Annotated in this window: 11 protein-coding genes; 5 read left to right on the top strand and 6 right to left on the bottom strand. The window is 65.3% G+C overall.

The window, feature by feature from the left end:
• Window positions 1-112: 112 nt before the first annotated feature.
• The 5 genes from urtA (at window position 113) to urtE (ending at window position 6,691) form a co-directional block, all read left to right on the top strand.
• The gene (urtA, locus tag AC3A35_RS11820) at window positions 113-1,369 is read left to right on the top strand and encodes an urea ABC transporter substrate-binding protein (protein ID WP_487436293.1); all 1,257 of its coding nucleotides are present in this window, start codon (window positions 113-115) and stop codon (window positions 1,367-1,369) included.
• A gap of 184 nt (window positions 1,370-1,553) precedes the next feature.
• The gene (gene urtB, locus AC3A35_RS11815; RefSeq protein ID WP_487436292.1) at window positions 1,554-3,203 is read left to right on the top strand and encodes an urea ABC transporter permease subunit UrtB; all 1,650 of its coding nucleotides are present in this window, start codon (window positions 1,554-1,556) and stop codon (window positions 3,201-3,203) included.
• A gap of 306 nt (window positions 3,204-3,509) precedes the next feature.
• Window positions 3,510-4,727, top strand: coding sequence for an urea ABC transporter permease subunit UrtC (urtC, locus tag AC3A35_RS11810; RefSeq protein ID WP_487436291.1), 1,218 nt, complete (start codon window positions 3,510-3,512; stop codon window positions 4,725-4,727).
• On the top strand, window positions 4,724-5,587 hold the full coding sequence (gene urtD / locus AC3A35_RS11805; RefSeq protein WP_487436290.1) for an urea ABC transporter ATP-binding protein UrtD: 864 nt from the start codon (window positions 4,724-4,726) through the stop codon (window positions 5,585-5,587). The genes urtC and urtD overlap by 4 nt, the downstream gene beginning before the upstream one ends.
• Before the next feature lie 411 nt (window positions 5,588-5,998).
• Entirely contained in the window at window positions 5,999-6,691 is a 693-nt protein-coding gene (gene urtE, locus AC3A35_RS11800; protein ID WP_487436289.1) for an urea ABC transporter ATP-binding subunit UrtE, read from the top strand.
• Window positions 6,692-6,728: 37 nt separating this feature from the next.
• On the opposite strand, the gene AC3A35_RS11795 is transcribed toward urtE, so the two are convergent.
• The 6 genes from AC3A35_RS11795 to AC3A35_RS11770 all read right to left on the bottom strand — a co-directional run bounded on the left by AC3A35_RS11795 (window position 6,729) and on the right by AC3A35_RS11770 (window position 13,155).
• Window positions 6,729-7,442, bottom strand: a complete 714-nt coding sequence (locus tag AC3A35_RS11795) for a CsgG/HfaB family protein (RefSeq protein ID WP_487436288.1) — start codon at window positions 7,440-7,442, stop codon at window positions 6,729-6,731.
• 123 nt (window positions 7,443-7,565) lie between these two features.
• On the bottom strand, window positions 7,566-8,030 hold the full coding sequence (locus AC3A35_RS11790) for a tetratricopeptide repeat protein (RefSeq protein WP_487436286.1): 465 nt from the start codon (window positions 8,028-8,030) through the stop codon (window positions 7,566-7,568).
• A 466-nt stretch (window positions 8,031-8,496) separates the two neighbouring features.
• Complete coding sequence (locus AC3A35_RS11785; protein WP_487436285.1) at window positions 8,497-9,597, bottom strand: ATP-binding protein; 1,101 nt, start codon at window positions 9,595-9,597, stop codon at window positions 8,497-8,499.
• Window positions 9,598-9,610: 13 nt separating this feature from the next.
• The gene (locus AC3A35_RS11780; RefSeq protein WP_487436284.1) at window positions 9,611-10,756 is read right to left on the bottom strand and encodes an FIST N-terminal domain-containing protein; all 1,146 of its coding nucleotides are present in this window, start codon (window positions 10,754-10,756) and stop codon (window positions 9,611-9,613) included.
• Between the two features lie 121 nt (window positions 10,757-10,877).
• Window positions 10,878-12,032 (bottom strand): diguanylate cyclase domain-containing protein, encoded by a 1,155-nt coding sequence (locus AC3A35_RS11775; RefSeq protein ID WP_487436283.1) that lies wholly within the window; start codon window positions 12,030-12,032, stop codon window positions 10,878-10,880.
• The gene (locus AC3A35_RS11770; RefSeq protein WP_487436282.1) at window positions 12,025-13,155 is read right to left on the bottom strand and encodes an FIST N-terminal domain-containing protein; all 1,131 of its coding nucleotides are present in this window, start codon (window positions 13,153-13,155) and stop codon (window positions 12,025-12,027) included. The genes AC3A35_RS11775 and AC3A35_RS11770 overlap by 8 nt, the downstream gene beginning before the upstream one ends.
• Window positions 13,156-13,298 lie beyond the last annotated feature (143 nt).

Raw genomic sequence — 13,298 nt, 5'->3', positions numbered from 1 at the left:
GCCGTTCAACCACCACTACGCAATCTTGCGTATTCCTGCAGCCCCGCTAACTCCCTAATCTGGCCGTGCAGCGCAGCAATGCGCTTCCACCACCGAATACTGGGAGACCCACATGCAAACTCGTCGCACGTTCATCAAGGCGCTCGCTCTTTCCGCTTCCATTGCCGCGATCGGGGCGCCGGTCGGCGCCTACGCCGCCGACACGATCAAGGTCGGCATCCTGCATTCGCTGTCGGGCACGATGGCGATCTCCGAGACCGCGCTCAAGAACGTCGCGCTGATGACCATCGAGGAAATCAACGCCAAGGGCGGGGTGATGGGCAAGCAGCTCGAGCCGGTAGTGGTCGATCCCGCGTCCAACTGGCCGTTGTTCGCCGAGAAGGCCCGTCAGCTGGTCGCCCAGGACAAGGTTGCCGCGGTGTTCGGGTGCTGGACCTCGGTGAGCCGCAAGTCGGTGAACCCGGTGTTCAAGGAGCTCAACGGCCTGCTGTTCTACCCGGTGCAGTACGAAGGCGAAGAGCTCGAGAAGAACGTGTTCTACACCGGCGCGGCGCCCAACCAACAGGCCATTCCGGCGGTCGAGTACCTGATGAGCGCCGAAGGCGGCTCGGCCAAGCGCTTCGTGCTGCTCGGCACCGATTACGTGTATCCGCGCACCACCAACAAGATCCTGCGTGCCTTCCTCAAGAGCAAGGGCGTCGCCGAAGCCGACATCATGGAGGACTACACCCCGTTCGGGCACTCCGACTACCAGACCATCATCGCCAACATCAAGAAATTCGCCTCCGAAGGCAAGAAGACGGCGGTGATCTCGACCATCAACGGCGACTCCAACGTACCGTTCTACAAGGAACTGGGCAATGCCGGGCTGAAGGCGACCGACGTGCCGGTGGTGGCGTTCTCGGTGGGTGAAGAGGAGTTGCGCGGCGTCGATACCAAGCCGCTGGTCGGCCACCTTGCGGCGTGGAACTATTTCATGACGGTGAAGAACCCGGAAAACACCGCCTTCATCGACAAGTACAAGGCCTGGGCGAAGAAGAACGGCGTGCCCAACGCCGACACCGTGGTCACCAACGACCCGATGGAAGCGACCTACGTCGGCATCTACATGTGGAAGCAGGCGGTCGAGGCGGCCAAGACCACCGACACCGACAAGGTCATCGCCGCGCTCGGCGGGCAGACCTTCAAGGCGCCGTCCGGTTTCACCCTGACCATGGACAAGTCCAACCATCACCTGCACAAGCCGGTGTACATCGGTGAAGTGCGTGCCGACGGCCAGTTCGACGTGGTGTGGAAGACCAAGGCTCCGATCCGCGCCCAGCCGTGGAGCCCGTTCATCGCCGGCAACGAAGGCAAGCAGGGGCTGTAAGCGGGGAGCGTTGCGCAGGGCGGGCCGTCGCGGCCCGCCGGCGGGATGCCCGTACGAATGCGGGCCCCCGAACACCGTATCGAGCTTCACCCGTCGCACCCCGGGGCCGGCGCAGGCCGGCCCCTTCACTTTCCGCACCCTCGTGCCGCAGTGTGTGCGGCATGAACGATGCATGGAGCCGGTCATGATCCGACTACCATTACGATTCTGTCTCTTGTGCTGCCTGCTGCTGACCCTGATCGTGGGCCCGGCGCGCGCGGCGACGGAAGCCGCTCCGTCCGATCCGGCCCGGCTGGCGGCCATCGTCGCCGGCTTTGCCGGGGATTTCAGCAGCCGCATTGCCGCGATCGACGCCCTGGGCGTGGATGGTGGCACCGAAGCCCGTCGCGTGCTCGCCGCGCTCGAAGCCGGCAATCTGGGCGTGGCCGCCGACAAGGTGGTGATCGTTGCCGGCGAGTCCGTGGTCGACGCGGTAAGCGGCGAAGCGCTCGCGGTGGCGGCCGCCGAGGTCGATACCATCACCGTGAACAATCGCGTCCGGCGTGCGATCGGTACCGCCAATGCCGCGTTCGCGCTTGCCTCCACCGACCGCGACGTACGCCTAGCAGCGGCGAATACGCTGATCGAAAACACCTCGGAGTCCCTCCTGCCGCTGTTTGAACGTGCGCTCGCCAGCGAGCAGGACGACACCGTGCGCGGCATCCTCAGCCGTGCCGCCGCCCGGGTCAATCTCGGATCCGCCGACGTCGGCAAGCGCCTGCAGGCGGTCGAGGCGCTCGGCGAATCGTCGGATCCGGCGGTCAAGAACATGCTCGCCGCGCTGCTCGAGAAGCGGGGTGAGGGCAGCAGCGCCACCTGGGTCGAACCCGCGGCCGAAGTCCGTGCCGCCGCCGAAGCCTCCATCCGCACCATCGACCGCAGCATCGCCACCGCGCAGGCGGTCGGCACCGTGTTCTCCGGGCTGTCGCTGGGCTCCATCCTGCTGCTCGCCGCGCTCGGCCTGGCGATCACCTATGGCGTCATGGGCATCATCAACATGGCCCACGGCGAGCTGTTGATGGTCGGCGCCTACGCCACCTTCGTCGTCCAGAGCCTGTTCCGTAGCTACCTGGCGGCATGGGTCGATTGGTATGTGCTCGCCGCGATCCCGGTCGCCTTCCTCGCTGCGGCGCTGGTCGGGGTGGCGATGGAGCGCCTGGTGCTGCGTCATCTGTACGGCCGCCCGCTGGAGAGCCTGCTCGCCACCTGGGGCCTGTCGCTGGTGCTGATCCAGGCCGCGCGCGTCACCTTCGGTCCGCAGAACCTCGAACTCTCCAACCCGAGCTGGATGTCGGGCGGCATCGAACTCGCCGCCGGTGTGGTGCTGCCGTTCAACCGCATCGTCATCGTCGGTTTTGCCGGATTCGTGCTGCTGCTGATCTGGCTGATGATGCAGAAGACGCGGCTCGGGATGTTCGTCCGCGCCGTGACCCAGAACCGCCCGATGGCGGGCTGCGTCGGCGTACCCACCGCGCGCGTCGACACGCTTGCCTTCGCCATCGGTTCAGGGGTGGCCGGCCTCGGCGGCCTGGCGTTGTCGCAGATCGCCAACGTCGGTCCGGCGATGGGTCAGGGCTACATCGTCGATGCGTTCATGGTGGTGGTGCTGGGCGGTGTCGGCCAGCTTGCCGGGGCGGTGTGGGCGGCGCTGGGCCTGGGCATCTTTGCCAAGTTCCTCGAAGGCTGGGCCGGGGCGGTGATCGCCAAGATCCTGGTGCTGGTGTTCATCATCATCTTCATCCAGAAACGGCCGCAGGGGATCTTTGCCCTGAAGGGGCGGTTTGCGGATAGCTGAATGAAAAGACCGAACCTGTGCCACGAATGCGTCGGCCAGGGGAATTTGCTCCAGGGCTGCGGAACTCGCTGCGCTCGGACAGTCCTCGCCCTTCCGCAAACACCCCCGACCGACTTGTGCGGTGGGGTTCACCACAGTTGAGGCAGAAAGAACCGGCGATGGTCGGGGTGTTCATGGAGTGGGCGAGGACTGTCCGAGCCCGAAGGGCGAGTTCCGCAGCCCACGGAATGAATTCCCCGGCCGTCGCAAACGCAGGCACGACCCGCCGATCAGCGGCGGTTTGAATCGAGCAACAAGGAGTCGCCCATGCGCACCCCATTCACCGTAAGACTGCTGCAGAGCATGCCGCGAACCGGCTGGATTGCGCTCGCGATCTTCGCCGCCATCACCTGGATCGGCGTCCCCGTCGCCCACCTGGTGCTGCCGGAATCGAGCCCGCTGCACCTGTCGGCCTACACCGTCAGCCTGCTCGGCAAGATCCTGTGCTACATGGTCGTCGCCGTGGCAATGGACCTGATCTGGGGCTACGCCGGCATCCTCAGTCTCGGCCACGGGCTCTTCTTCGCCCTCGGCGGCTACGCCTTCGGCATGTACCTGATGCGCCAGATCGGCCGTGACGGCAGCTACGGCGCCGACCTCCCCGACTTCATGGTCTTCCTCGACTGGAAAGAGCTGCCCTGGTACTGGGCTGGCTCCGACTCCTTCATCTGGGCCATCCTCCTCGCCATGGCGCTGCCCGGCGTGGTCGCCTTCATCTTCGGCTACTTTGCCTTCCGCTCGCGGATCAAGGGCGTCTACTTTTCCATCATCACCCAGGCCCTTACCTACGCCGCCATGCTGCTGTTCTTCCGCAACGAAACCGGCTTCGGCGGCAACAACGGCTTCACCGACTTCAAACGCATCCTCGGCCACAGCATCACCTCGCCCGAGATGCGGGTCACCCTGTTCGCGCTGTCGGCTGCGCTGCTGATCGCCTGCCTCATCCTCGGCCGCTACCTCGTCAGCTCGCGCTTCGGCCGCGTCCTCGCCGCGATCCGCGATGCCGAGTCGCGGGTCATGTTCATCGGCTACAACCCGCTGCACTACAAGCTGTTCATCTGGACCCTGTCGGCAGTGCTGTGCGGGCTGGCCGGGGCGCTCTACGTACCCCAGGTCGGCATCATCAACCCGTCGGAAATGAGCCCGGCCAACTCCATCGAGCTCGCGGTCTGGGTCGCTGTCGGCGGTCGTGGCACGCTGATCGGCGCGGTGCTCGGCGCCGGCATCGTGAACCTCGCCAAGAGCTGGTTCACGGTCTCCTTTCCGGAGTACTGGCCGTTCTTCCTCGGCTTCCTGTTCATTGCCGTCACCCTCTACCTCCCTGACGGCGTCGTCGGTCTATGGCGCAAGCTGAGGACGCACAAAGTGCCGGAAAGCACGGATGCCGCCGTTTCCGTACCGCCACCCCCGGTTCGGCCCGTCGGCGATGCCGGCGCCCAGGCATCCCTCCCCGACACCCCCGCCGCCAAGGGAGCCACCGCATGATGCAGACCACCGAACTCGAACGTGCCGAGGCCCGGACCACCGCCGAGGCCGGAAACCACCGCGAGCAATGGGAGAGCGAGGCCACCACCAGCCACCTCGTCACCGGCGAACTCGACCTGTCGCACAACGTCATCCTCTATCTCGATGACATTACGGTCAGTTTCGATGGCTTCCGTGCGCTGAACAAGCTGTCGCTGACCATCGATGCCGGCGAACTGCGCTGCATCATCGGCCCCAACGGTGCCGGCAAGACCACGATGATGGACGTGATCACCGGCAAGACCCGGCCGGATCACGGCAAGGCCTTCTTCGGCCAGACCCTGGATCTGACCCGCATGACCGAGCCGCAGATCGCCCACGCCGGGATCGGCCGCAAGTTCCAGAAGCCCACCATCTTCGAGAAGCACAGTGCGTTCGAGAACCTCGAACTGGCGATGAAGGCCGACAAGCGCGTGCGTCGCAGCCTGTTCGCCAGTCTGTTCGACGACGAGCGCGACCGCATCGCCGAGGTGCTCAAGCAGATCCGCCTGGACAAGGATGCCGACCGCAGCGCCGGCATGCTGTCGCACGGCCAGAAGCAGTGGCTGGAGATCGGCATGCTGCTGATGCAGGAGCCGCGCCTCCTGCTGCTCGACGAGCCGGTCGCGGGCATGACCGACGACGAGACCGAGCGTACCGCCGAGCTCTTCGTCAGCCTTGCTGGCAAGCATTCGCTGGTCGTGGTGGAGCACGACATGGCCTTCGTCGAGGCCCTTGGCGGCACCGTCACCGTGCTGTGCGAGGGCTCGGTGCTGGCCGAGGGCGACCTGGCCACGGTGCAGGCTGATCCGCGGGTGATCGAGGTCTATCTGGGGCGGTGATGTGCGGGTGTCCGGTCGTGTTGTATGTGCTGCTAACCGCCGGCTACGCGGGGTATTCCTTCCGAGGGCTGCGGAACTCGCCCTGCGGGCTCAGACAGTCCTCGCCCTCTCCAGGAACACCCCGCATATCCGGCTTGGCCGGGTTCGTCGGGAGCGTGAGCAAGGCCCTTACGTCATGAAGCAGGTACCCTGGTCAGCCAGGCATGTCGGGTGTTTGTGGAGTGGGCGAGGACTGTCCGAGCGAGCGCAGCGAGCGAGTTCCGCAGCCCACGGAGCAAACACCCGGCGTGTCTGGCGGTTGGTAGCACGGACGGCCGAGGCCAGTGGAACGAATGTCCCTGGTCGCGCCCGATTAACCCCTGATCACGGCCCCCTCGCCATACGCCAGGAGCAGCCGAAAGGAGCAACACCATGCTGAAAGTCGACAACCTCAACCAGTACTACGGCGGCAGCCACATCCTGCGCGGGCTTTCGTTCGAAGTGCCGATGGGCAAGGTCACCACGCTGCTCGGACGCAATGGCGTCGGCAAGACCACGTTGCTCAAGACCCTGATGGGCCTGGTGCCCGCCGCCAGCGGCACGATCCACTTCGGTGCTGACGACATCACCCGAGCGCCGTCATACAACCGTGTGCGCGCCGGCATCGGCTTCGTGCCCCAGGGGCGTGAAATCTTCCCCCGCCTCACCGTGGAAGAGAACTTGTTGATGGGACTCGCCACCCGCCCGCGCGGCGCAAGCATCCCCGAGCGCATCTTCGACATGTTTCCTGTGCTCCGGCAGATGATGGGGCGGCGCGGCGGTGACCTCTCCGGCGGCCAGCAACAACAGCTTGCCATCGGCCGCGCACTCGCCTTCGGCCCCAAACTGCTGATCCTCGACGAGCCCACCGAAGGCATTCAGCCCTCGATCATCAAGGACATCGAACGCGCCATCCGCAGTCTCGCCGCCACCGGCGAAATGGCCATCCTGCTGGTCGAGCAGTACTACGACTTCGCCCGCGCCCTGTCCGACCAGTATCTGGTGATGGAGCGCGGCGAGATCGTCATGCGCGGCGCGGGCGCCGACATGGATGCGGATGGGGTGCGCGAGGCGCTCGCGGTCTGAGCCCGGGCCACGCAGGTCCGTTCGGTGCGCGCTGCGGTCAATTGACCTTCAGGGTACCGCCACGACCCAGGCCGCCTTTGACGTCCTGCGCCTTGTAGTTGCGCAGTGCGATGACCATGCTGTTGTATGCGTCCATGAACGCCGCCACCGTGGCCTTGCCTTCGGGCGTCCGGGAGAAGCCACCCAGGGCACCGCTGGCACCGCCGCCGAATGCGCCCAGCGCGGCGCCGTAGTTGGTGGCGGTGGCACTACCCTCGGACGCGGCAATCTGGACCGCCGAGCGGATGTCGAACAGCGACAGCGTCACCACCGACGCCTTTGCCTGCAGGCCGCCGGCGAGCACTCTGGCGCCCCCGCCCAGCAAGCCGCCGATCACGCCACCGACCGAACCAACCGAGTCGTTGTTGATGATGATCTGTGGCTCGAGGTAGTAGTCTGCCGCAACCCGTTGCCCCTTCTGTTGTTTGGAGCCGGCGCGGTACTCACCCGAATTGCGCTGGGTGTCGGTAATCCGTGAGAGGCGGCTGTCGGTGCGCAGGTTGCCGATCGAGGTGATCACGAAGCAGTTGGATTGCTGCACGGCGAGACGGAGCAGCGGCTCGATGCTGGTCACTTGCGTGGCGCTGCCGAACCGGCCATACCAATCGGCAGCCCGCCCATCATCCACCGCAATGGTGCCAAGTGGCGCACTGCAACGTTCCAGTGAAGAACTGGCGTCCACGCTGGTGCCGCCCGCAGCGGAACCGGTCATTGCCGTTTTCTGGGTTCCAGTGGTGACGCAAGCGCCGAGCATGGCAGAGGCAAGCAGTGCCACTGAAAGGCGCGATGTCGAAGGGCGATTCATGACGGGGTACCTCCCTAAGGTTGCAATCGATCAGCGGTAATACCAGGAACCGTGGTGCCAGTAGCCAAGATACGAATAGCGTCGATACCAATTGTCATGAAACACGCCGCGCCAACGCTCGCGCCACTTGAAGTAAGCTTCGTCCGATTTTTTGGCGGTGCTCGCTTCGCTGAGCAGTTTTGCGGATTCGGCGTCGCCGCGGCTGGCGGCGATCGAAAGCCATTTTTCCGCCTCGCGTGGATCGGACCCCATTTCCTCGAGTCCGGTCAGATAGAGTCGTCCGAGCGCCTTTTGTGCGCCGAGATGCCCGCGCTCGGCGGCGCTACGCATCCAGGTCAGCGCCTTGTAGCTGTCCTGGCGGACCCCGTCGCCGCGGAAATATCGCAAGCCGAGGTCGTGGGCCGCGCGCGGATCGCGTTCTGCGAGCGCTTCGAGTGCCGCCAGCCGTCCGTCGTCCTCGTCCGCCGGTTGGTGGCTCGCATGGCTCCTTGGCAACTCGTTGCAACCTGCCGAGTCGCAGATCCGGACCGTGTCCTTTTGTGGCGGCTGGGCGCACGCAGCAAGGGCAGCACATGCAAGCAGAAGGAGGCGGATCCTCATGACTGCGGCCTTTTTTGTGACTCATTGTTACTGCAGTATATTCAGGAAAATCAGCTAATCAACTCGACATGCTCCGGATTCAGGCGTTTGCCGGCCACCAGCGCCAGCGTCATGTGAACGGACCCGCAGCAGACCTCGATGTGGAAAGCGCGGCCCTAGAGGGCGCCAACTGTCGCCGTGGGGAATCCTGTCCGGATGGCTCACTGTCTGCCGTGTTACGAGCGTAGCCAGGACGCAGCCGGGCTGCGCCGGTTCCGCGCGCGGATCAAGCGTGCACCACCCGGGCGCCGGCGCGCTTGCGACCTGTGGTCCGTACCGGGACGGGATCGCCCCGGTCGTTGCCGAGCGGCACGCGCGATGCTCAGGCGGTCGTGCCGGCCGCGGGCGGGTGATCGATCGGCAGCCACACGACAAAGGTGCTGCCGTGCCCGGGCTGACTATTTACCTCGATATGGCCGCCGTGCTTGCTGACGATGCCGTAGGACACCGACAGGCCCAGCCCGGTGCCCTTGCCGACCGGCTTGGTGGTGAAGAAGGGATCGAAGATCTTCGACAGATGCTCTGCGGCAATGCCGACCCCGGTATCGCTCACCGAGATCCACACCATGGCGTCTTCGCGCCCGCTGCGCAGCGTGATCACCCCGTGTTCGCGGATCGCGTGGGCGGCATTGACCAGCAGGTTCATGAACACCTGGTTGATCTGCGACGGGATGCAATTGACCGTCGGCAGCTCGCCGTATTCGCGCACCACGTCGGCCTTGAACCTGATTTCGTTCCACACCAGGTTGATGGTGCTGTCCAGGCCCGCATGCAGGTCGGCGGCCTCGCGTTCAACCTGGCCGGTACGCGAGAAATCGCGCAAGTCGTGCACGATCTGGCGGACACGGCCGGTACCGTCGATCGATTCTGCGATCAGGTCCACGATGTCCTGGCGCAGATAGGCGAGATCGGTCTTCTGGCGCACGGCGTCGAGTGCGCCCTTCGACGCCGAGGCGGGGATTTGCGGCTCGACGGCTTCGTAGGCGTCGATCAGCTGGAGCAGGGCGGTGGTGTAGGTTTTCAGTGTGCTCAGGTTGGAGTTGACGAAACCGATCGGGTTGTTGATCTCATGCGCGACGCCCGCGGCAAGTTGGCCGATCGATGCCAGTTTTTCGGACTGCAGCAGCTGATTGTCGGCTTCCTCGAGTTTCTGGATCAGCTTGCGCTGCTCTTCCTTTTCCTGTTCCAGCTGCTCCATGGTGCGTTGCAGGGCCCGATTGATCTTCTCGTTTTCCTCCAGCGCAGCCTCCAGGGCCTGGGTGCGCTCATGGACCTGACGTTCGAGCATCACCATCGACTGAAACAGCCCGAACTCCGATCCGGGCGCACTCATCGCCCGCTCGGCGCGGTTCATCAGCGCGCTGACCATCTTGTTGAGACGGACAACCTCGGCGCGCAGGGCGCTCTCATCCTGTTCAGCCATGGATCGCCGGCCCCTAATTGCCGATAGCGATGCCAGTCAGCGTCTGATTGACATGGACACCGCCAAACTGTTCGCCATAGGTGCTGAAGCCGACCGCGTGATAGCGCTTGAACAGATCGCCGACTGCTTCCTTCTGCCCGTTTCCGGTGATCTCCTGATTGCGCAGGATGCAGTCGCAGGTGATCAGCAGTTGCGGTTCGCCAACCCGTGCGGCCACCTCGTCCAGCGTTTGCTGCAGCTTGGCGAGCAGCTCCTCGCCGCGCGCCACGCGGAATACTAGTCCTTCGTCGATGGCGCTGAAGAACGTCAGACTGCCGTCCGGATTGACCTTCTGGATTGAGCGAACGTAATCGGTGCCATCGATCACCACCACGACCGGCGAGGCTGCAAAATGGGCCGGGTTGAGGTGCTCGATGTCGGTACCGACGACGCGGGCGTATTCCTCCGCCGCCGGCAGGCCGTTGATCTCGCGCACGATACGGCGAGCGGCATCGGCTTCGGTGACCACCAGACGCTCGTCCGCGCAGACGAAATGCTGAGTCTTGAAGGTGTGGAAGGGCAATGCGGTGTCGATCAGGGCGAGCAGGGCGGCATCGGTATGGAATGCCTCGTGGTGAAAGACCCAGGTTTGCCTGAATTCGAAGCCGTCGCCGGCCGAGCCGCCGAACATGGGCGTGGCGCCGAGTTCGCTCTGGATGGCGCGGGCGACCGGCTCCTCCCGGATCGACAGCCCGTCGGTCAACAGGAACGCGAAGCGCTTGCCGGCGCTGGCCTCCCCCACGGCGCCGTCGAGGGTCTGCCGCAGGTCGTGGGTAAACGCTCGACCGCGACTCATCTCGAAGCTCTGCAGCTTGTCGAGCAGGCCGGTGGCGACGGTGAAGCGCGCGGCTGGCAGACTGAAGCCGGAAAGACTGCCGGACAGATACCCGGCGGGCCCGATTTCGCCCGCAGTGGTGCAGCCGATGACCGGCGTGCCGGCAAAGCGCCGGTTCAGCGCGTCGGCCAAGGCCTCACGGTCGTATTCATGGGAACAGAAGAAAACCACCAGTGCCGACTGTGGTTGATGCACTGCGTGGAAAAATTCTTCGACGGCGACCGCCGGGTCGGCTGCGGTCGAATGGCCTGTACGGATGCGCGGGTCGGATGCCTGGGAGTTCATGTCTCTCTCACGTGGACGCGGCGCTATCGTGCTGTTGCCTGCTGTTCGCCGCCTGCCGCAATGATATACCGTCACGCCGGACAAGCCTCCTTGCATCAGGCCGCGACGCGGATCGTTCCGATCACGGCGTCGCGGTCGTGACCGGCCAGGACGGGCCATCGGCGCCGAATCGCCGGTAGCGGTTCTTGCCAGCATGTTTGGCCCGATACATGGTCTGGTCGGCATGCGCGAGGAGCATCTGCGGCGTGGTTGCGTCGTCGGGAAACACGGTGAAGCCGATGCTCGCGCCGACGCCGTCGACCACCCGGTCGTCGAGGCTGTACGGTTGCCTGATCGCCGCGAGGATGCGGCCCAGGATAAGGTCGAATTCCCCGCTGGCGACCACGCCCGGCAACAGGATCGCGAATTCGTCGCCACCGAGCCGACCCACCGTGTCGCTGGCGCGCACGGCGGCGGTCAGGCGGCGCGCAGCTTCGACCAGCACGCGGTCGCCGGCCTGGTGACCAAAGCGGTCGTTGACGGCCTTGAAGCCGTCGAGGTCGAGATAACATACCGCCAGCTGCGAACCGTTGCGCCGGGCGTGGGCCATGGCCAGATGCAGCCGATCGAGCACCAGCAGCCGGTTCGGCAACCCGGTCAGCGCATCGTGCTCGGAGAGAGTGCGCAGGCGCTCGCCCTGACGCTTGGCCTCGGTAACGTCGTAGAACTCGGACACCAGGAAGCTCCGGCCATCGACGGTGACATTACGACCGGACAGCACCACATGGGCCAGTTCGCCGTTCTTGCGTCTGGCCCGGCCCTCGAAGCTGACCGTGCCGCCGGCGCTGGCCGCGATCGCCGCCCGATATTGCTCCCGTGCGGCGGGATCGGCCCACAGCGACAGGTCTTCCGGCCCGGTATGGCGCCCCACCATCTCTTCGGGACGGTAGCCGAAGAACTCGGCAAAGCTGCGACTCACCTCGAGCAGGGTATTGTCGTCCAGCGCCGACAGGGCCACCGGGTTGGGCATGAAGTCGAAAACGGCCTGGAACTTCGCCCTCGATTCGCTCAACGCGCGATTGGACTCCGCGAGTTGGCGCATCGCCGAATCCAGTTCCTGGGTGCGACTGCGAACCTGGTCTTCGAGCAGCACGGTCGCCTGGAACACGCCGAAATCCGAGGGACGCTGATCGAGATGGGTTTCGGCGCGCTTGATCAGCGCGGCGATGATCTTCTCGAGGCGCGCCACTTCGCTGCGCAACTGCGCGACCTGATCGCTTGCAGGCTCGTTACGCATCGTCCTCGCCCTCCGCCCAGCCGATGGCGACCCCGGTCAGGGTCTGATTCACGTGTATCCCCATGAACTGTTCACCATAGCCGCTGAAGCCGACCACGCGGTTGTCGCCGAACACCTGCCCGATGGCGCGCCTGCCGTCGTGGTCGTGGGCCTCGAGTTTGCAGTGGATGCAGTCGAACCCCAGGACCAGTTGGGGCGCGCCGATGTGCTGACGGACCTCGGCGAACAGGGTGCGGCGGCTCTGCTCCAGATCGAGCCCCCGGGCCACCCGCAGCACCACGCCGCGATCGATGGCGCCGTACAGGGTCAGGCTGCTGTCGGCGTTGACCTGCCGGATCGCGCGGACGTAGTCGTTACCGTTGATCCGCACCACCATCGGCGCAGTCGCAAAATGCGCCGCATTCAGGTGCGCGTTGTCGATCCCGGCGGCGCGCGCGTACTCCGCCGCGGCCGGACGACCATTGATTTCGCGCACGATACGGCGCTGTGCGTCGGCCTCGGTAACGACCAGCGGCTCGGCACCGCCGACGAAATGATGGCCGCGAAACACCTTGAACGGCAATGAGGTCTTCACTACGGCCAGCACCGCAGCATCGTCGCGGAAGGCGCCGTCGGCGAACACCCGGGTGGCGACGAAGCGCTGGTCGTCCCCGGCCGAACCGCCCACCTGGGGAATGTCGCCGAGGGCCGACTGCAGGGCTTGGGCGATGGGCTCTTCGCGGCCACACATGCCGTCCACGAGGAGCAGGGCGAAACTGTGGCCGATCCCGCCGGCGACCTGCTGGCGCAACGCCGACGCCAGCACATGGGCGTCGGCCGCGTCGAACTGCGCCAGGCGGTCGAGGTGTCCGATGGCCGCCGCGCAGGACGCCGACGGGAAGCTGACGCCGACCAGACTGCCATCGCGATAGCCCGCCGGACCGATCTCCCCCGCGGTCGTGCAACCGATCACCGCGGTGCCGGCAAAACGCGTGTTTATTGCGGCTGCCAGCGCGCCAAGATCGAAACGGCTGGAGCAGAAGAACACCACCAGGGCCATGTCCGGCTGCGCGATGGCGGCATGCAGCTCGTCCACGGCCTGGCGCGCATCGGTGGCAAAGGAATGGCCGGCACGCAACGACATGGACTTGTACCTCGACATATGGCGGGCGGTCGGAACAGGCTCGACCGCACTGATGACGAGCATACACGGAACCTTCAGAACAGAAAGGCGCGCTGTGTCGATATTGTGATATTTGTCGCTATTGGCGATATAGGTCGAATTTG

It is taken from the genome of Azoarcus sp. Soil_N_20 (genome assembly GCF_057656155.1).
Note: the sequence above shows the minus strand (reverse complement) of the source record. Positions and strands in the feature narration are given on the sequence as shown.

Coding starts and splice junctions, on each gene's coding strand:
- urtA (WP_487436293.1), top strand. CDS start 113: ATGCAAACTCGTCGCACGTTCATCAAGGCGCTCGCTCTTTCCGCTTCC.
- urtB (WP_487436292.1), top strand. CDS start 1,554: ATGATCCGACTACCATTACGATTCTGTCTCTTGTGCTGCCTGCTGCTG.
- urtC (WP_487436291.1), top strand. CDS start 3,510: ATGCGCACCCCATTCACCGTAAGACTGCTGCAGAGCATGCCGCGAACC.
- urtD (WP_487436290.1), top strand. CDS start 4,724: ATGATGCAGACCACCGAACTCGAACGTGCCGAGGCCCGGACCACCGCC.
- urtE (WP_487436289.1), top strand. CDS start 5,999: ATGCTGAAAGTCGACAACCTCAACCAGTACTACGGCGGCAGCCACATC.
- AC3A35_RS11795 (WP_487436288.1), bottom strand. CDS start 7,442: ATGACCGGTTCCGCTGCGGGCGGCACCAGCGTGGACGCCAGTTCTTCA.
- AC3A35_RS11785 (WP_487436285.1), bottom strand. CDS start 9,597: ATGGCTGAACAGGATGAGAGCGCCCTGCGCGCCGAGGTTGTCCGTCTC.
- AC3A35_RS11780 (WP_487436284.1), bottom strand. CDS start 10,756: ATGAACTCCCAGGCATCCGACCCGCGCATCCGTACAGGCCATTCGACC.
- AC3A35_RS11775 (WP_487436283.1), bottom strand. CDS start 12,032: ATGCGTAACGAGCCTGCAAGCGATCAGGTCGCGCAGTTGCGCAGCGAA.
- AC3A35_RS11770 (WP_487436282.1), bottom strand. CDS start 13,155: ATGTCGTTGCGTGCCGGCCATTCCTTTGCCACCGATGCGCGCCAGGCC.